The organism is Asanoa ishikariensis (assembly GCF_900107455.1).
GTDB classification, from domain to species: domain Bacteria; phylum Actinomycetota; class Actinomycetes; order Mycobacteriales; family Micromonosporaceae; genus Asanoa; species Asanoa ishikariensis.
In genome coordinates, this window is sequence record NZ_FNQB01000003.1 from 434,720 (window position 1) to 452,667 (window position 17,948).

The following is a 17,948-nucleotide window of genomic DNA, read 5'->3' on the forward strand; positions in this document are numbered from 1 at the left end:
GGACACCCCCGGGATAACTGGTTGTTCGATAATGCACATTATGTAAACCTGCGAGCTGAACCGGAGCCCCGCTCACATCGTGAGGTCGACCACCAGCGGGCGGTGGTCCGAGACCCCGACCGCCGGAGTGGTCGCCGACACCGTGTGCGGCCACCGGCCCCACCCGCGCGGGTCCGCCAGCACATGGTCGAGTTGCACGCGCGGCCCCGACGACGGGAACGTCGGCAGTCTCCCCAGCGGACGCCACCCCGACGCGAGCGCCGCCGGACCGGCCGGCAGGTTCAGGTCGCCGAGCAGCACCCGCGGCGCCGGGAACGTGCGCAGGAGCCGGACCACCTGGCGGAGCTGCCACAGGTTCCAGCCCGGTACGAACGACAGGTGCGTCGCACCCACCGTCACGTCGCCCCACGGCGTGTCCAGGACCGCGACCACCAGCACGCGTGGCTCGTCGCGCAGCAACATCGGACGGCCCCGGCCGCCCGGTCCCAGCGCGTAGATCGGGCCCGGCACCGGCGACGGTGAGAGCCGCAGCGTCCGCCACGACCGCGCCGGGTAGCGGCTCACCAGGCCGATGCCGTAGTTGGGCTCGTCGGCCCCGTCGTCGTCGAAGGACAGTGGACGGTACGTCTCCCCCGGCGTGCCGACCACCGCCGCCACGAACCGGTGCGCGACCGCCCCGGACGCCTGCGCCGCCAGCACCGTCAGGTCCAGCGAGCCGGACCGCGGCTGGAGGCGGTCCACCTCCTGTAGGGCGAGCACGTCGGCGTCGATCGTCGCCACCGCGTCCGCGAACCGTGTCCGGTCGACGATCCCGTCGTCGATGGACCTGCCATGGAGCACGTTGAAGGTCGCCAACCGCACCTATGCACCCTACGGGGTCGTGTGACAGGGTGGCCGCGTGATCTTCAAGCTCCTGGTGTGCGCCGCGCTCGTCTTCATCCTGATCGGAATGGCCGGCATCTACCTGCGGCGCTCCCGGGACCGCTGAGCTTCCCGGAGGCCGTGGGGCGCGTGCGAGCCCCGGGGTCAGAGGTAAGGCTGCCCTTAGTAGGCTGGTGCGGTGAGTGGCACGACGGCGGAGCCCCTCGACGGGCCCGACCCGTCGACGACCACGCGATGGCTGGAACGCCACCGCCCTGACCTGCACGCCGCCTACCTTCGCGAGCTACCGGCCGCGCGCGCGGCGATCCGGCACCGCCTGGTCACCGCGATCGCCCGCGAGCACCTCGACGGCCCGCGATCAACGGGCGAAGACCCCGCCGAGCTCCTGCGCGCCATGGGCCACGACGGGTTCGCCGCCGAGGTCGACAACAGCGTCGCCAACCTCGCCCTCGCGCAGGCCACCCAGCCCCACCCCGACGGCGGTCCCCCGGCCATCACGAGAGCGACCCCGCCGCACTGGGAGCAGCTCGTCGTCGACGGGCATCCGCTGCACCCCGGCTGCCGCACCCGCACGGGGATGACCACGGCGGACGTCCTCGCGTACGCCCCCGAGCACCGCACCGTCGTCGACCTCGTCCAGGTCGCCGTGCCCCCGGACCGCTGGCACACCACCGGCGCCGGCCTGCCCCCACTGCTGCACCTGCACCCCTGGCAGGCCGAGCGGGTCGAAGAACTGCGCCGCGTCGGCACCCGCCCCGCGCGGCCGCTGATGTCGCTGCGCACCCTGGCCCCGCTCGACGACCCGACCCTGCACCTCAAGACCGCGATCGACGCCCAGCTCACCAGCGCCGTGCGCACCGTGTCCCCGGCCGCCGTCGAAAACGGACCGAACCTGACCGGATTGCTGGCCAGCCTCAGCACGGACGTCACGATCCTGCGGGAGTACGCCGCCGGCGCCGTCCTCACCGACGGCCGACCCGACAGGCGCCTCGCCGTCGTCCACCGCCAGGCACCACCACCGGACGCGATCCCCGTCGGCGCGCTGTCCGCGCCCTCACCGGCCGACGGCGCCCCTCTGGCCCGTGAGGCCGTCCGCCTCGCCTACGGCGGCGACCCCCGGCCGTTCCTGTCCGACCTAACCCGCCTGCTCGTCAAAGGCCCTCTCGAACTGCTCGACCGCGGCATCGGCCTCGAGGCACACGGCCAGAACACCCTCGTCACCCTCCACCACGGACGCCCGGCCACCCTCTACTACCGCGACGTCGGCGGCATCCGGATCAACCCGGACAAGCTCGGGACCACGCTGCCGCCCCTGCACGGCGACCTGACCGCCGCCGACCCCGACGAGCCCGAGACCACCCTGTTCGCCGCCCTCACCGTCGTGTTCGGACAACTCGTCGGCACCCTCGCCGGCGCCACCGACACCCCACCCGACGAGCTATGGGCCGCCGTCGCGAAGACCGCCGGCGAACGCCTCACCCGTCGCGACACCTTGCCGATCAAAGCCACCACCACCATGCGCCTGGCCCCGGACCCACTGGAACCCCGCTGGGCGTACGTCCCGAACCCGCTCCTGGAGCACCGGTGAACAGCGATCTCGACCACGCCGCCCAGCACACCGCGCAACGCCTGACCCGGGTAGCGCCCGCGCTCGTCGGGCCGTTCCGGGCGGCCCTCCCGCACGCCGCCGCCACCGTCGGGCGCCGCCTCGCCGGCGCCCTCTACCGGGAGGACATCGGCGACGCCCGGGAACGGTTCGCCGGTGTCGGCCGCCGCCACGGCTTCGACCGCCTGGAGGTCGACAAGCTCGACGACCTGCCCGCCGGCCCCGCCGCGCTGCTCCCGCCCGGCCTGCCGGGCGCCGACGGCCTCGCCGAGGAGCTCACCGACGCGACCGTCAACCTCGCCCTCGCGTACGCCCGGCCCCAGCCGCCCGACCCCGGCCAGGACCCCGACGCCCGCGCCCTCGCCTACGAGCGCCTCGCGATCGACGGACACAACCTGCACCCGTGCGGCCGCACCCGCCTCGGCTGGGACACCGCCGACACCCTCCGCCACGACGTCGAGGCCGGCAGCACCACGGTCGCGTTCGTCGCCGTGCACCCGGACCTGCACGTCGGCGACGACCTCGGCGCCACCCTCGCCGACCTCTACGACGACGTGCCACGCGGGCACGCGGTCATACCCGTGCACCAGTGGCAGCGCGACACCGTCCTGCGCCACCGCTACGCCGACCTCTACCGCGACGGACTGATCCGCGACCTCGACGGCACCCTGGACGCCGCACCCACCGCCGCCGTGCGCACCCTGCTGCTCCCACCGGCGAGTGACGGCCACCGCCGCTACCTGAAGGTCTCCCTCGACATCCAGGTCACCTCAACGCGCCGCAGCATCTCCACCGCCAGCACCCGCAACGGCCCGGCGATCTCCACGCTCTTACACCGGCTCCTGGCCACAGACCCGACCGTCCTGCTGCTCGCCGAGACCGCCGGGACCGCCCTGACCGCCGGCGCCGGACGCGACGGCTCCGCGATCCTGCGCGCCGGCCTCGACGGCCATCTGAGCCCGGACGAGACCGCCATCCCCGGAGGCGGCCTGACCGCCGGAGACACCCTCGACCGGCTCGTGCCAGCCGGAGCGGGGAATGCTCTCCGCTTCGTCGGCGACTACGGCCGGCTGCTCCTGCCCCCAGTGGTCACCCTCGCCGCCCGGCACGGCATCGCCCTCGAAGCCCACCTCCAGAACTGCCTGCCCACCTTCGTCGACGGCCGCCCACACCGGATCGTCTTCCGCGACTTCGCCGGCCTGCGCATGTACCTGCCGCGCCTCGCCGACCCGCCGCCGCTGTGGCCCGGCTCCGTCATCGCCACCGACGACGTCGACGTCATGCGCGCCAAGCTCGGCTACACCGCCCTGCAGGCCCACCTCGGCGAAATCGTGGTGCGCCTCACCGGCTCCCACGACCTCGACGAGGACAGCGCCTGGCGGGCCATCCGCGACGCCCTCGACGAGGCGTACGAGCCGCTGCTCGCCGACCCCGCCACCGCCGCCGCGGCCCGCGCCGACCACGCCGCCCTGACCGCCCGCACCGTCCCGCACAAAGCACTCGTCCGGATGCGGCTCGCCGGACACGGCGACCGCTACGTGCCGGTGCACAATCCGCTACATGATCCCTGAACGGGTCGCCGCGGCCCTGCGCGAAGCCCGCCGCCCCGTCTGCGCCTACGTCTACGCCCCGGCCGTCGCCATAGGTCGGATCGCCGCCCTGCGCGAAGCCCTGCCCACCGGCACCCGCGTCCTCTACGCCGTCAAGGCCAACAGCAACCCCGACCTCGTACGCGCCATCTCCGCCCACGCCGACGGCCTCGAGGTCGCCTCCGGCGGAGAGCTCGCCTTGGCCCGGGAGACCGGCGCCAAGGAGATCGCGTTCGCCGGCCCCGCCAAGACCGACGACGAGCTAGCCGCCGCCGTCACCGCCCACGCCATGATTCACGTCGAGAGCGCCCACGAGCTGCGCCGCCTGGCCCACATCGCACAGGGAAGAGCGGTCCGCGTCGCCCTGAGGGTCAACCGGGCCGCCGACACACCCAGTGGCAGCCACCGCATGACCGGCACACCCACCCCGTTCGGCATCGCCGAGGAAGACCTCGACACCCTGCCCCGCGACCTGCCGATCAGCGGCTTCCACCTGCACGCCGTCTCCAACAACCTCGACGCCGCCGCCCACGCCGCCTTCATCAACGACGCACTCACCTGGTCGGAGCACACCGCCGCGCGCCTGGGCATCACCCTGCGGTACGTCAACGCCGGCGGCGGCTTCGGCATCGACTACACCGGCGACACCACGTTCGACCTGAGCCGCCTCCAGATCCGAACGCCGCCAAAAGGCGTCACCCTCGCCGTCGAACCCGGCCGGTGGATCGCCGCCGACACCGGCTGGTACGCCGCCGAAGTCATCGACCTCAAACGCAACCACGGCCGCTGGTTCGCCGTCCTCCGCGGCGGCACCCACCACTTCCGGCTACCCGCCGCCTGGGGCTACAGCCACCCCTTCACCGTCCTGCCCATCGACGACTGGCCCCACCCGTTCCCCCGTCCGGAGGTATCCGACGTCCCCGTCGACGCCACCGGCGAACTGTGCACACCCCGCGACGTCCTCACCCGCGGCCAACACGTCGACCGGCTCCGCGTCGGCGACGTGCTCGTCCTCGCCCGCACCGGCGCCTACGGCTGGGACATCTCCCACCACGACTTCCTCCGCCACCCGTACCCGGAGGTAAAGGTCCTCAGGCACGTGGGTTAGCGTCGGCCCGTGACGACGCCAACCAGCCTGCGCTCCGGCCGCCGGGTCCACACCGGACGCCGCCTCGGCCAGGTGATCGGCCGCAAACCCACCGGCGTCACCGCCGGCCAGTGGAACACCGCCGCCAACGTCGTCGTCGACTACCTGATCACCGACCCCGACACCGACCGGCCCGACTTCGCCCTGCTCTTCACCGACACCGCGGACACAAAAGTCGCCCGGATGACCACCAACGTCTGCGACGCCGTCGGCCTGCCCCTGCTGCGGATCACCTCACCGACCCTGACCGCGGCCGAGAACGGCACCCAGATCCTCGGCTACATCCTCGACGCGCGCGCCTTCGGCGCCGACGCCGACTTCGGCGGCTACCGCGACATCGTCGGCCGCCTCCCCGACGGCCGCACCGGCTACGTCAACGACCTCTCCTCGGTCGCCCGCGCCACCGCCGTCGACGCGTACGCCGCCCGCCAGCTCTTCGACCCCATCATCCGCGGCATCCGCGTCCACTGGACCGGCGGACCCGCCGAAGGATGGGCCTGGGTCCAGCTACACGAAGGCGGCTACGTCTTCGAACGCGTCCAGCTCGCTGAACACCGCACCACCTGCGGCGTGCCCGCCGACCGGCTCGCCGAGGACCTCGCCGGCGCCGCCATCGGCCAACGCCTCAAACTGCGCCACAGCGCCCAGCCGGACCTCGTCGACCTCGCACACATCGAGGCCCGGCTGAGGGAGCTGTCGACCCGCCGCGAAGAGCTGGTCGACGGCTTCCCCTACGAACACCTGCTGGTCGATCAGCCCGCCGCTCGATAGGCCGTACCCATCGGCGTCAACGCGCCACTCTCCTTGTACAGGCCGGTGTGGCTGTCACTCGTCGACGGCAACCCGAACCACGAGTAGCGCTCCACGTACGACAGGCCCTCCAGCATGTCCGTCGCCCCGTTGATGAACGCCACCTGCTGCGCGTCCGTCGGATAGTGCGCACCCGACCCGTCGAACCGGATCAACGCGAACTCCGTCAACCAGATCGGCAGCTTGTACTTCGCGTACACCTGCTGGATGTAGCCCCGCAGCTGCCCGACGGCCGCCGCCGAGAAGTCACCCCCGTACCAGTGCAGGGTGATGAAGTCGACCCGGTAGCCCTTGTCCTTCGCACCCTTCATGAACTGGTCCAGCCACTTGCCGCTGTCCGCCGCACCGAACGCCACCGACGGGCTGCCCAACCGCATCCCCGTCGCCTGCAGCTTCGGCCACAGCTCCAACGCCTTCGCCGGCGTCATGTTCGCCTGCTCCGCCATGTCCGGCTCGTTGAACCCCAGCAGCGTGTCACCCTCGCGCTTGGCCTGCGCCAACGTCGAGTCGGTGGCGTTCGCCGTGCCCCAGATCATCGGTACGAACTCGACACCCGACGCCGGCATCCGGTCGTTGTTCGCACCCCAGTTGTAGTACCAGGACGCGCCCACCGCCTTCAGGCCCGCGCTCACCTTGGGGAAGTCCCAGACCGCGGCACCCTTCTTCTCCGTCGTGCCGGTAGGCGGCAACGGCGCCCGCTGCGTCTTCTTCACGGTCGGCTTCGCGGTGGGCGAGACCGTCGCCGACGGCACGGCCGTCGGACTCGGCGTCGCATCAGGGGATACGAGCGACGACGCACTGGCGCTCACCGGAGGCAACACGGCCGCGGCGGGCACCGCGTCCCCGTTGCGGACCACGCCGAACGTGACCACCGCCGTCGTCGCCACCGCCACCGTGGCGACCGCGGCCGCCACCGGCTTGCTGATCAGGAACCCCTTCACCAACCAGCCCGCGCTCTTGGCGGCCGTACTCGCGGCACCCACCGCACCGGAGCCGCCTGCCCCCGTGGCGGCGGCTCCCACGGTCGAGGCTCCACCGAGGCCCGGCATCGCCGCCGTCGTGCCCGCCACCTCAGCGCCCCACGCGCCGGCCGCCGTGCTCCCCGTGCCTGTCCACGCGGCCGCGCCACTGGTCGCCGCGGTCCAGCCCGCGCCACCGACGGCACCGCCGGCCACCGCACCAGCGGCCGAGCTCACCATCGCCGCCACCAGACCCGCCGCCGGCGCCACCAGGCCGATACCGGCCAGCAGCCGCTCCGCCGCGACGAGCTGCTCCGACGCCGGCCCGCAGTACGCGCACTCCCGGATGTGCCGGGAGAGCCGCTTGCGCCACAGCGCGTCCGGATGCCCGGACCAGCCCGCCAGCACCCCGATCAGCTCCGGGCAACGCGGCCGGCTGGACAACGCCCGCACCACCGCCCGGGCCGTATCGAGGGTCGCCTTCATCCGCTGGACGCGTACCGCCGCGTGCTGGTTCGTCACCCCCAACGACTGCGCCAGCTCGTCACGGGTCAGCTCGCCGGAGGCCTCCAGCCACCACAGCGACAGCAGCTCCTGATCGTCCTGGTCGAGCCAGCGGGTCGCCTCGACGACCTCACGCCGCTGACCGGACAGCTCCAACCGCAGAATCGTCAGGTTGGCGAAGTCCGCACCCGGGTCGGTGACGTCGTCGCTGCCCGGGTAGCCGAGCTGACCGGCCTGCCGCGCCCGGTAGGGGTCCGACTGCCGATCCCGCACCTGCCGCACCGCGATCGCGACCAGCCACGCCCGGAAGCTCGCCGGATCGCGCAGCCCCCGCAGCCCCGTGACACAGCGAAGCATCGTCTCCTGAACGACGTCGTCGACGTCGGCGTGCCCGTCGAGCGCTCGACCGACGACGTTGTAGACCAGTGGTAGGTATTCCGCCACGAGCCGTTCGACCGCCCGCGGATCACCGTCCTGAGCGGCGAGCACCAACGCCCGCTCATACCCTTCGCGCATCGCACCTCTCCTTGAAGCCGCCCCATCGTGGCTCACAGGAGACGACCAAGGCGACCGCCGGATAACACAATTAAGGCAGCCCTAGGACTTCCGCGACCGTCCGTAGCGCCATCGGCGCTGACTTGTCATCGCGACTGGCCGCACACCCTGTAAACCGTCCTAGGATAGAAGATTGGCAATCAGGTTGGCGCGGATGGCCGCGTCCTCGTCGGAGGCCGCGGGATGCCAGGGGCACGCCACGTCGACAGCGACGACCCGGCCGGTGGACAGGACCCGCTGGACCGCCTTACGCACGGCGGCCGCGGACGGACCGTGTGGCGCCGGGAAGAGCAGACCGGGTAGCTCGCCGGCATCGACCACATCCACGTCGACGTGCAGCACCAGCGGCCCGTCAGGCAGCACCAGGTCGTCGGCGCCCTCACGCGTCCTGTCGGGCGACGCCAGGTCGTCGACGCTCACTCGGGCCGGGCCGTCGGCAGACAGGTAGGCCGCCTCGGCCGGGTCGAGGTCTCGGGCGTCCACGAGCAGCGCCCGGTCCGGTGTCAGCGGCCGCAGGCCGAGCGGGTCGGCCACCAGGTCCGGGTGCGCGCCCAGGATCAGCCGCAGCGACAGGCCGCCGAGGTAGCCGGAGGTCGTGGTCTCGAGGGTGTGCACGTCACCGTGCGCGTCGAACCACACGATGCCCGCGTCGATCCCGGCCCGCTGCACGCCCGCGACTGTGCCGAGGGCGACCAGGCAGTCCCCCGACACGACGGTCGGCACGACACCCGCCCGGACGTCGTTCGCGACCCGCTGCGCAACAGCGTCGTGCAAGGCGGTGAGCCGCTCCCAGATCGTGCCGTCGGGCAGGGCCGGCTCGACGGTCTCCGCAGGGCCAGCCGGGACCGCGAGGTGCCGGTCGGAGAGTCGCTCGTCCTGGTGGAAGGGAACGTGAAGGGTCGTCACGCGCCGCAGCGTACCCACGTCGGCGGGCTCAGGGCTGGTTCGCGGCCTCCCAGCGGCGCAGTCGCTCGCGGGCCTTGTCGAGGTAGCTCGCACCGCGGACCGTTCCTCCACCGCGTTCCTCGGCGAGGTACCGCTGCTCGGCGCTGACGACCGCCAACAGTGGATCGGGCCCGCGCATGAACAGCGGCCACACCACCGTGCCGTCGGGCCTGCCCAGGTCAACGCGGTACGCGTCGCCGTCGAGGCTGACGAGGAACACCAGCCCGTCCTCCGCCACGACAGCCTGCGCTTCCGACGCGAGGGGATGACGCTCGATGCCCACAGCTCAAGAGTGCCGCAGACCCGCTACGGGCTGCGGCGCAGCCAGGATGTCGCGCGGATCTCGCGCAGCGCTTCGCGGCGGGTCTGGCCGCGCAGGCCGTCCACGTACAGGCGGCCGTTCAGGTGGTCGGTCTCGTGTTGCAGCGCCCGCGCCAGGAAGCCGGTGCCGGACACCGTCAGCGGCTCGCCGTGCTGGTCGAAGCCGGTCACCGTCGCGTGCAGGGCCCGCGGTGTCGGGAAGAACAGCTCCGGGATGGACAGGCAGCCCTCGTCACCGTCCTGGAGCTCCTCGGACACCGTGATCGTCGGGTTGACCACGTGGCCGCGCTGCCCTTCGGCGTCGTAGACGAAGACCCGGGCGCTGACGCCGATCTGGTTGGCCGCGACGCCGGCCCGGCCGGGCTCGCCGAGCAACGTGTCCATCAGGTCGGTGACCAGCGACCGCAGCTCCGCGTCGAAGGTGCGGACAGGGTCACAGTCGGCGCGCAGCACCGCGTCTCCGATGAGCCGGATCGGCCGGATGGTCATGCGCCGAACCATATCGCTCCCCCGCCGCCGGTTGATCTCCGTACCCCGGCACACCCCCTAAGGCGTCCTAGGATGATGATTCGGTCAGCGGGAGGCGGCCGGAAACGGTTGGATGGACGGCATGGCGGAGATCGTCCTGGTCCGGCACGGGCAGACCGAGTGGAGCCTGGGCGGGAAGCACACCTCGTACACGGATATCGAGCTCACGCCCGATGGTGAGCGGCAGGCCCGCGAGATCGGCGAGCGGGTGGCCGATCGCGCCTTCGCCGCGGTGATCAGCAGTCCGCGGCTGCGGGCGGTACGCACCGCGGAGCTGGCCGGCCTCGACGTCACCGAGTTGGACGACGACCTGGCCGAGTGGAACTACGGCCGGTACGAGGGGATCACGTCCGCCGAGATCCACGAGAACCACGACCCGAAGTGGTCGTTGTGGACCGACGGTGCTCCCGGAGGCGAGCAGCCGGCCCAGGTGGGTGCCCGGGTCGACCGGGTGATCGCCAAGGCGGCCAAGCTGCTCGACCAGGGTGACGTCGCGCTGGTCGGCCACGGCCACCTGCTGCGGGTCGTCGGCGCCCGGTGGATCGGGCTCGGCCCGGACGGCGGCGGTCTGCTCAAGCTGGACACCGCGACCCTGTCCGTGCTCGGTCACGAGCACGGAGCGCGGGTCATCCAGCAGTGGAACTCGGGTCGCTGAGCGACACCTTCGGCGAGCGGCCCTCGTACGGCGTGGACAGCACGACGGTGGTCCGGTGCGTGACGTTGGCCGCGGTCCGGATCTCCTGGAGCACCCGCTCGAGGTCGGCCGGGCCGGCGACCCGCACCAGCAGCAGGTAGAAGTCGTCGCCGGCGACCGAGTAGCAGGACTCGATCTCCGGGATATGCGCCAGCCGCTCGGGCGCGTCGTCGGGCTGGGACGGGTCGAACGGCCGGATCGCCACGAACGCGGCCAGGGGCAGGTCGATCGCGTCGTACGCCACCTTGGCCGTGTAGCCCTTGATCACCCCGCGCTGCTCGAGTCGGCGGACGCGCTGGTGCACCGCCGACACCGACAGTCCCACCCGTTCCGCTAGGTCGGTGTAGGACAGCCGGCCGTCGGCGGTCAGGGCTGCGACGATGGCGCGGTCAATGTCCTCCACGGCAGAGAAACTACCGGTCCGACGCGCCCGGCGGCGATGTCGATCCCGTCATGGTGCCGTTCGTCATCCCAGGACACAGCCGTACGAAGCCGGAAAGGCGAGCAGATGCGCTACGTGATGATGATTTGCGGACCCGAGTCCAACTGGACCGGGCCGGGGACCGACGAGCTGATGGCGACCGTCGGCACCTGGTGGGAGAAGTGGCACGCCGCGGGCGTGATCGTCAAGGGCGGCGCCGAGCTCCAGCCGGTCAGCACCGCAAAGACCGTCCGCCGGGGCCGCGACGGGAAGGCCGTGGTCACCGACGGGCCGTACATCGAGCTCAAGGACGTGGTCGGCGGCTTCATGCTGCTGGAGGCCGACACGATCGAGGACGCGGTCGCCGTCGCCGCGACCTGGCCCGGGATCGAGGCGGTCGGTGACCAGGTCGAGGTCCGCCCGACCACCGGGCGCTAACCCCCGAGTGCGGCGAGGCGGCGGCGCAGCAGGTCGCGTTCGGCATCGTTGGTGGCCAACGCCAGCGCGCGCCGGGTGGCGTCCGCCGCCTCGCCGGCGCGGCCCAGTTTGACCAGCAGGTCGGCCCGGGTCGCGTGCCACATCCGGTAGCCGGAGAGCTCGAGCGCCTCGACCTCCGCGAGGGCCACCGCCGGCCCGTCGACGAACCCCGTCGCCACCGCCCGTCCCAACGCCGCCACCGGCGACGGACGCAGCTCCAGCAGCCGGTCGTAGTGTCCGCGCACGGCAACCCAGTCGGTGTCCGCGTAGGACGGCGCCAGCGCGTGCTGGACCGCGATCGCCGCCTGGAGCTGATAAGGCCCCGGTGCGCCGAGGGCCACAGCGCGCCCGAGCCGGCGTACACCGGACAGGATCATGGACCGGTCCCACCGCGACCGGTCCTGGTCGGCGAGCAGAACCAGGCGCCCGTCGGCGTCGACCCGGGTCGCGGCGCGGGCCTCGTGCAGGGTGAGCAGCGCGGCGAGGCCGGCCGCCTCGGGCTCGCCGGGCATCAGGTCGGCGAGCTGGCCGGCCAGCTCCAGGCCTTCGCGGGCAAGGTCCCGCCGGACGGCGTCATAGCCCTGGTTGAACACCAGGTACACGGTGGCCAACACGGCCGGCAGCCGTTCCGTGCGCTCGTCCGGCCCCGGCACCGTGAAGGCGGCGCCGCGCAGGGTCCGCTTGGCCCGCACGAGCCGCTGGGCCATCGTCGCGGTCGGCACGAGGTACGCGGCGGCGATCTCGTCGGTGGCCAGCCCGCTGACCGCGGAGAGGGTCAGCGCCACCTGGGACGGCTCGCTCAACGTCGGGTGGCAGCAGGCGAAGATCATGGCGAGCCGGTCGTCGCCGGTCGGTGCGGCCGGCGGGTCGAGGGCCGACAGCTTCGCCCGGCCGGTCGCCTCCCGGCGCAGCACGTCCAGCGCCTTGCGCCAGGCGGTGGTGACCAACCAGCCGGCGGGGTTGTCCGGGATGCCCTCTGCCGGCCAGCGCCGCAACGCCGAGCCCACCGCGTCCTGCAGCGCCTCCTCGGCCCGGTCGAGGTCGCCGCCGAGCCGCCGCGCCAGCACGGCTCGCATCCCGGCGGCGTCGGTGCGCCAGACGGCGTCGAGGGTGGCAGCCGCGTCAGCCACAGCCGGCCCCCTTGAGTGCTCGCCCGCCGAGGTCGGCCAGGTGGGCGATCAGCTCCGGCGGCTCGTGGACCTCGAACTCGCAGCCGAGGCTGAGCAGCCGCCACGCCAGGTACTCCAGGGTGTCGCTGTGGCCGCGCAGCAGGCACCGGTCCGGCCCGAGCGGCGTGAGGTCGCCGATCCGGCCCGCCAGCCGTTCGGCCGGGGCGTGCAGGGTCGCCACCGCCTCGTAGACCGGGGCGAAGTCCGTCAGGGAGGCGGTCACGTACGCCGCGGCGTCCGGTGCGGGCAGGTCACGCGGCGCGAAACGCACCCCCGTCGGGTGCGGCTCGCCGATCCGGTCCGCCCGGAAGACCCGCCAGTCGGCGCGGTCGAGGTCGTAGGCGACCAGGTACCAGCGACGGCCCGCCGACACGAGCTTGTGCGGGTCCGCCTGCCGCTCACCGGACGTGCCGTCGTGCCGGCGGTACACGAACCGCAGCCGCTCCCGGCCGGTGATGGCCGTGGCCAGGGCCGCCAGCCGGGACGGGTCGGCCGTCGGCTGCCCCCAGGTGAGCAGCGGCTCGGTGGCCCGGCCGAGGGCGCCGACCCGCTGCCGCAGCCGGGCGGGCAGCACCTGTTCGAGCTTGGCCAGGGCGCGCACCGAGGCCTCCTCGACGCCGGCGGCCGCGTGCGCGCGCAGCCCGACCGCGATGGCCACCGCCTCCTCGTCGTCGAGCAACAGCGGCGGCATGGCCTTGCCCGCGACGAGCCGGTAGCCGCCGACGGCGCCCATCGTCGCGTGCACCGGGTAGCCGAGGTCGCGCAGCTTGTCGACGTCGCGGCGGATGGTGCGCAGGCTGACGCCGAGCCGGCCGGCTAGCTCGCTGCCCGGCCACTCGCGCGGGGTCTGCAACAGCGACAGCAGGCTCAGCAGCCGGGCCGGGGTGTTCGACATGACCCCAAGAATGCCAGCCATGTGTGACAGCAGTTGACCTACATGGCTCCTAGCGTGGTCCGCATGACGCCTTTCCGGATCGAGATCCCCCAAGCCGACCTCGACGACCTGCGCGACCGGCTCGTGCGCGCCCGCTGGCCCCGCCAGCTTCCCGGCGACGGCTGGAGCCGCGGGGTGCCGGTGGACTACCTGCGCGACCTGGCCGAGCACTGGGCCACGAAATACGACTGGCGGGAGCACGAGGCCCGGCTCAACGAGTTCCCGCAGTTCATGACCGAGCTCGACGGCCTGGCGGTGCACTTCCTGCACGTCCGCTCCCCCGCGCCCGACGCGCTGCCGTTGCTGCTGACGCACGGCTGGCCGAACTCGTTCGTCGAGTTCCGCGACCTGATCGGCCTTCTCACCGACCCGGATGAAGGACAGCCCTTCCACGTGGTCGTGCCGTCCGTGCCCGGGTTCGCGTTCTCGGAGGCACCGGCGTCGGGATTCGGTGTCGAGCGGGTGGCCCGCATGTGGGCGTCGCTGATGGACCGGCTCGGCTACGACCGCTACGGCACCCAGGGCGGCGACCTCGGCGCGTACGTGGCTCCCGAGGTGGCCAAGGTCGCGCCCGAGCACGTGGTCGGCGTGCACATCGACGGCGGGTTCGGCTTCCCGACGGCGGCCGACGTGCCGGGCATGGACGAGGCCGAACGGGCGGAGTGGGCCCAGATGCAGCAGTGGATGAGCGGCGGCGTCGACCATCACGCGCTGCTGCGGGCGGCTCCGCAGACCATGGCGTACTCCTGGAACGACTCTCCGGTGGGGCTCCTGGCCTGGCTGACCCACAAGTTCAAGGAGTTCGCGTTCATGGCCGAGACCCCCGACCAGGTCATCGACCGGGACCTGATGCTCACCAACGCGAGCGTCTACTGGTTCACCGGCACGGCGGGGTCGTCGTCCTGGCCGATGTACGAGCGCCTCACGCTGGCCGCCGACGGCGGTTTCGCCTGGCCGAAGGGACAGAGGCAGGTCCCCTCCGGCGTGTACGGCGGCGGCTCGCCGCTGATGCGTCGCCTCGCCGAGCGGGACAACACGATCGTGCACTGGCCGGAGGGGAACCCGGGCAACCATTTCGTGGCGATGGAGCAGCCGCGGGCGCACGCGGCCGACATCCGGGCGTTCTTCGGGAAGCTAGCCCTTGGCCAGTGACCGGGCGACGACCATGCGCTGGATCTGGTTCGTGCCCTCGACGATCTGGAGCACCTTGGCCTCGCGCATGTAGCGCTCGACCGGGTGGTCGGCGACGTAGCCGTAGCCGCCGAGGACCTGGACCGCGTCGGTGGTCACCTTCATCGCGACGTCGGTGGCGAACAGCTTGGCCTTGGCGGCCTCCACGGAGTAAGGCCGGCCGTGGTCGCGCAGCCGGGCCGCCGACAGGGTCAGCGCGCGGGCGGCGGACACCTGGGTGGCCATGTCGGCGAGCATGAACCCGAGCCCCTGGAACTCGATGATCGGCGACCCGAACTGCTCGCGCTCGCGGGCGTAGCCGGCCGCGTAGTCGAGCGCCGCCTGGGCCAGCCCGACGGCGCAGGCGGCGATGCCGAGACGGCCGGAGTCCAGCGCCCGCAGGGCGATGCCGAAGCCGGTGCCCTCGTCGCCGACCAGCCGGTCGGCGGGCACCCGGACACCGTCGAACGCGATCTGCGAGATCGGAGAGGCGTGCAGGCCCATCGTGCGCTCCGGCGCCTGCGGCACGATGCCCGGCGTGTTGGCGTCGACCAGCAGGCAGGAGATGCCGCCGGCGCCGGGGCCGCCGGTGCGTGCGAACACGTTGAAGAAGTCGGCGTCGTGCGCGTGGGTGATCCACGCCTTGGTGCCGTCGACCACGTACGCGTCGCCGTCCCGGACCGCCTTCGTGGTCAGCGAGGCCGCGTCGGAGCCGCCCTGGGGCTCGGACAGGCAGTAGGCGCCGAGCAGCTCGCCGCCGAGCATGTCGGGCAGCAGCTTGCGAAGCTGCTCGCTGCCGGAGCTGGCCACCGGGTAGCAGGACAGGGTGTGCACGCTGACCGCCTCGGCGGCGACCAGCCAGCGCGACGCGAGGATCTCCAGGACCTGGAGGTAGACCTCGTACGGCTGCCCGCCGCCACCGACCTCCTCCGGGTAGGGCAGGCCGAGCAGCCCGGCCCGGCCCAGCGTGCGGATCAGCTCGCGCGGGAACTCCCGGCGCGCCTCGTATTCCGCGGCCCGGGGCGCGAGCTCGCGGTCGCCGATCTCGGTGGCGAGGTCGAGGAGATCTCCGGCTTCCTCTGTGGGCAGGATGCGGTCGGTCATAGTTCGGCCAACTCCGTGGGTGTGGTGTTGAAGACGTCTACGCCCCGGTCGGTGCAGACGACGATGTCTTCGATGCGGGCGCCGTGCCGGCCCGCGAGGTAGATGCCCGGCTCGATCGAGAACGCCATGCCGGGTTCGAGGGGCCGGTCGTTGCCGGCCACGATGTAGGGCTCCTCGTGCGTGTCGAGGCCGATCCCGTGCCCGGTGCGGTGCAGGAACGCGGGCCCGTAGCCGGCGTCGGCGATCACGTCGCGGGCCGCGGCGTCGACCTGCGCGCAGGTGATGCCGGGACGCACGGCGTCGACCGCGGCGCGCTGGGCGGCATGCAGCACCGCGTACCAGTCAGCCGCGTCCGCAGGAGGTGCACCGACCACGTAGGTGCGGGTCGAGTCGGAGCAGTAGCCGGACGGCATCATCCCGCCGATGTCGACGACCACGAGCTCGCCGGCCCGGATCACCCGGTCGGCGGTGGCGTGGTGCGGGCTCGCGCCGTTGGGCCCGGACGCGACGATCACGAAGTCGACGCTGGTGTGCCCGGACTCGATGATCGCCTCGGCGATGTCGGCACCGACCTGGCGCTCGGTGCGGCCCGGCAGCAGCCAATCGGCCATCCGGGCGTGCACGGCGTCGATCGCGGCGCCCGCTTCGCGCAGTGCCCCGACCTCGGCGGGCGACTTGCGCATCCGCAGCTCGTCGAGGATCTCGCCGGCCAGGCGCTGCTCGGTCCTCGGAAGCGCTTGGCGGAGCCCGAGCACCTGGGCGGCCCACATGCGGTCGCTGAGGGCCAGGACGCTGGGCGGTCCGTCGAGCGCGTTCACGACCAGGGGGTACGGGTCGTCGCCGTCCTGATGATCAACGATCTTGAGGCCGTGCGTGGCGACCTCGGCCGCGGGCCGCTCCAGGGTCGGCACTACGAGGGTCGGCTCGCCCCGGGCCGGCAGCACCAGGCAGGTCAGGCGTTCCTGGGCGTGCGCGTCGTAGCCGGTCAGGTAGCGCAGGTCGGAGCCCGGCGTGACGAGCAGCGCGTCGAGGCCGACCGCCGCCGTCGCACGCTGGGCGGCCACGAGCCGCTCGGGTGGGTAGAGCTCCGCATTGAGCACACCCCAAGCTTAACGGTCGTTCGGGCCGAGTCCCGCCCGGTTGAGTCCGCGCGCCGCGGCCCGGGCGCGTCCGACAAGTGACAGCACGTCCGTGCTGTCCACCCACTGGTCGACGGCGCCCGTCATTGGTCGCTCGGGTTCGAGTGCTCTGGCGAACCGGGCCGCGCCCAGGACCATGATCGGCCGGTCGTGGAACGGCCTCGGGGTGGGGTCCTCGGCGGTGCCGAAGACCTCGTTGGTGCGCTCCCCCGCCCTGGTCGCCGCTTCGAGGAGGTGGTGCTCGCGCTGGCGCCAATCGTCTGCCCGCACGGCCTTGCGCAGCGCCTCGTGCGGAGCCGTGCTGATCTTGGCGACAGCGGTGCCGAGCCATTTGCTGTACGGCGGGTAGCGGCGCTCCAGCAGCAGGAACAGCCGCATCAGGTCGCGGGCCAGCCGGGCGGCGACGATCCGGCTGCCGAGGTCGTCTCCGAGCTCGCCGCACCGGCCGACGAAGGGCTCCTCCTGGTCGATCCTCATCCACTGGGCGGCCACGACATAGCGCCACACGTCGTCCGGGTACCAGCGCAGTGCCTCCCGGGCGGCGGTGAGGCCGCCGAGGTCGTCGCGGAAGACCGCGCCGCCGGTGAACTCGGCCAGCCGCTGGGTCGGCAGCGCGAGCCAGTCGTCGGTGGTCGGGTTCGCCGGGTCGGGCAAGGCCAGGCTGGCGGTGAGGTAGTCGTCGAGGGCGTCGACCGTGACGCCGATCTGCTCGCCGTGGTCCCTGGTGGGGATGCCGTGGAAGGTCTCGGGGAGCACGATTCCTGCCCTGGCCGCTGCCGCGGTGGCGCGGTCCCGGACGAACACCTGGAGCCGGGGACCCCAGTCGTGGTCCATGGACCGTGCGGTGTCGAAGCCGAGGACGTCGGAGCCGCTGTCGACCCGGCCGGCCGCGTGCGGGACGGCTCCTAGAGCCGGCGCCACCACCTCGTCGTACAGCCGGCGGCTGACCGCCAGGCCCGGCGTGAACTCCACGTCCGCCCTCCCGGCGATAGGG

At 72.7% G+C, this 17,948-nt stretch carries 18 protein-coding genes; 7 read left to right on the forward strand and 11 right to left on the reverse strand.

Annotation, left to right across the window (positions count from 1 at the left end):
• Positions 1 to 72 precede the first annotated feature (72 nt).
• A complete protein-coding gene (locus tag BLV39_RS26160) occupies positions 73 to 861 on the reverse strand; it encodes an endonuclease/exonuclease/phosphatase family protein (RefSeq protein ID WP_090798616.1) in 789 nt (262 codons plus the stop codon).
• Between the two features lie 199 nt (positions 862 to 1,060).
• On the opposite strand from BLV39_RS26160, the gene BLV39_RS26165 reads away from it, so the two are divergent.
• The 4 genes from BLV39_RS26165 to BLV39_RS26180 are packed head-to-tail and all read left to right on the forward strand — an operon-like array spanning position 1,061 to position 5,995.
• Positions 1,061 to 2,470 (forward strand): IucA/IucC family protein, encoded by a 1,410-nt coding sequence (locus BLV39_RS26165; RefSeq protein ID WP_239083469.1) that lies wholly within the window; start codon positions 1,061 to 1,063, stop codon positions 2,468 to 2,470.
• A complete protein-coding gene (locus BLV39_RS26170) occupies positions 2,467 to 4,059 on the forward strand; it encodes an IucA/IucC family protein (RefSeq protein ID WP_176985057.1) in 1,593 nt (530 codons plus the stop codon). Before BLV39_RS26165 ends, BLV39_RS26170 begins: the two co-directional genes overlap by 4 nt.
• On the forward strand, positions 4,049 to 5,185 hold the full coding sequence (locus tag BLV39_RS26175) for an alanine racemase (RefSeq protein WP_090798620.1): 1,137 nt from the start codon (positions 4,049 to 4,051) through the stop codon (positions 5,183 to 5,185). The genes BLV39_RS26170 and BLV39_RS26175 overlap by 11 nt, the downstream gene beginning before the upstream one ends.
• A 9-nt stretch (positions 5,186 to 5,194) precedes the next feature.
• Positions 5,195 to 5,995 carry a hypothetical protein gene (locus tag BLV39_RS26180; RefSeq protein ID WP_090798622.1) on the forward strand — a complete coding sequence of 267 codons (801 nt, stop codon included), beginning with the start codon at positions 5,195 to 5,197 and terminating at the stop codon, positions 5,993 to 5,995.
• On the opposite strand, the gene BLV39_RS26185 is transcribed toward BLV39_RS26180, so the two are convergent.
• From BLV39_RS26185 to def, 4 genes are all read right to left on the reverse strand, one after another.
• Complete coding sequence (locus tag BLV39_RS26185) at positions 5,977 to 8,013, reverse strand: sigma-70 family RNA polymerase sigma factor (RefSeq protein WP_090798624.1); 2,037 nt, start codon at positions 8,011 to 8,013, stop codon at positions 5,977 to 5,979. The two genes, BLV39_RS26180 and BLV39_RS26185, sit on opposite strands and share 19 nt — an antisense overlap.
• Positions 8,014 to 8,172: 159 nt before the next feature.
• Positions 8,173 to 8,958 (reverse strand): arginase family protein, encoded by a 786-nt coding sequence (locus BLV39_RS26190; protein ID WP_090798626.1) that lies wholly within the window; start codon positions 8,956 to 8,958, stop codon positions 8,173 to 8,175.
• Between the two features lie 28 nt (positions 8,959 to 8,986).
• Positions 8,987 to 9,280, reverse strand: coding sequence for an efflux RND transporter periplasmic adaptor subunit (locus tag BLV39_RS26195; RefSeq protein WP_143049888.1), 294 nt, complete (start codon positions 9,278 to 9,280; stop codon positions 8,987 to 8,989).
• A 23-nt stretch (positions 9,281 to 9,303) separates the two neighbouring features.
• Positions 9,304 to 9,807 carry a peptide deformylase gene (gene def, locus BLV39_RS26200; RefSeq protein WP_090798630.1) on the reverse strand — a complete coding sequence of 168 codons (504 nt, stop codon included), beginning with the start codon at positions 9,805 to 9,807 and terminating at the stop codon, positions 9,304 to 9,306.
• Between the two features lie 121 nt (positions 9,808 to 9,928).
• On the opposite strand from def, the gene BLV39_RS26205 reads away from it, so the two are divergent.
• The gene (locus tag BLV39_RS26205) at positions 9,929 to 10,501 is read left to right on the forward strand and encodes a histidine phosphatase family protein (protein ID WP_090800616.1); all 573 of its coding nucleotides are present in this window, start codon (positions 9,929 to 9,931) and stop codon (positions 10,499 to 10,501) included.
• On the opposite strand, the gene BLV39_RS26210 is transcribed toward BLV39_RS26205, so the two are convergent.
• The gene (locus BLV39_RS26210) at positions 10,473 to 10,943 is read right to left on the reverse strand and encodes an Lrp/AsnC family transcriptional regulator (RefSeq protein ID WP_090798632.1); all 471 of its coding nucleotides are present in this window, start codon (positions 10,941 to 10,943) and stop codon (positions 10,473 to 10,475) included. The genes BLV39_RS26205 and BLV39_RS26210 overlap by 29 nt on opposite strands.
• Positions 10,944 to 11,048: 105 nt before the next feature.
• Between BLV39_RS26210 and BLV39_RS26215 the strand changes: the two genes are divergently transcribed.
• Positions 11,049 to 11,399, forward strand: a complete 351-nt coding sequence (locus tag BLV39_RS26215) for a YciI family protein (protein ID WP_090798634.1) — start codon at positions 11,049 to 11,051, stop codon at positions 11,397 to 11,399.
• Here the strand turns inward: BLV39_RS26215 and BLV39_RS26220 are convergent.
• On the reverse strand, positions 11,396 to 12,568 hold the full coding sequence (locus BLV39_RS26220) for an RNA polymerase sigma factor (protein WP_425304715.1): 1,173 nt from the start codon (positions 12,566 to 12,568) through the stop codon (positions 11,396 to 11,398). The two genes, BLV39_RS26215 and BLV39_RS26220, sit on opposite strands and share 4 nt — an antisense overlap.
• Entirely contained in the window at positions 12,561 to 13,502 is a 942-nt protein-coding gene (locus tag BLV39_RS26225) for a helix-turn-helix transcriptional regulator (RefSeq protein WP_090798636.1), read from the reverse strand. Before BLV39_RS26225 ends, BLV39_RS26220 begins: the two co-directional genes overlap by 8 nt.
• 63 nt (positions 13,503 to 13,565) lie before the next feature.
• Between BLV39_RS26225 and BLV39_RS26230 the strand changes: the two genes are divergently transcribed.
• Complete coding sequence (locus tag BLV39_RS26230; RefSeq protein WP_090798638.1) at positions 13,566 to 14,693, forward strand: epoxide hydrolase family protein; 1,128 nt, start codon at positions 13,566 to 13,568, stop codon at positions 14,691 to 14,693.
• On the opposite strand, the gene BLV39_RS26235 is transcribed toward BLV39_RS26230, so the two are convergent.
• The 3 genes from BLV39_RS26235 to BLV39_RS26245 are packed head-to-tail and all read right to left on the reverse strand — an operon-like array spanning position 14,676 to position 17,926.
• The gene (locus tag BLV39_RS26235; protein ID WP_090798640.1) at positions 14,676 to 15,815 is read right to left on the reverse strand and encodes an acyl-CoA dehydrogenase family protein; all 1,140 of its coding nucleotides are present in this window, start codon (positions 15,813 to 15,815) and stop codon (positions 14,676 to 14,678) included. The genes BLV39_RS26230 and BLV39_RS26235 overlap by 18 nt on opposite strands.
• Positions 15,812 to 16,915 (reverse strand): M24 family metallopeptidase, encoded by a 1,104-nt coding sequence (locus BLV39_RS26240; protein ID WP_090798641.1) that lies wholly within the window; start codon positions 16,913 to 16,915, stop codon positions 15,812 to 15,814. Before BLV39_RS26240 ends, BLV39_RS26235 begins: the two co-directional genes overlap by 4 nt.
• Positions 16,916 to 16,924: 9 nt before the next feature.
• Positions 16,925 to 17,926: a DUF4037 domain-containing protein gene (locus BLV39_RS26245; RefSeq protein WP_090798643.1), complete on the reverse strand. Its 1,002-nt coding sequence runs from the start codon at positions 17,924 to 17,926 to the stop codon at positions 16,925 to 16,927.
• Positions 17,927 to 17,948 lie beyond the last annotated feature (22 nt).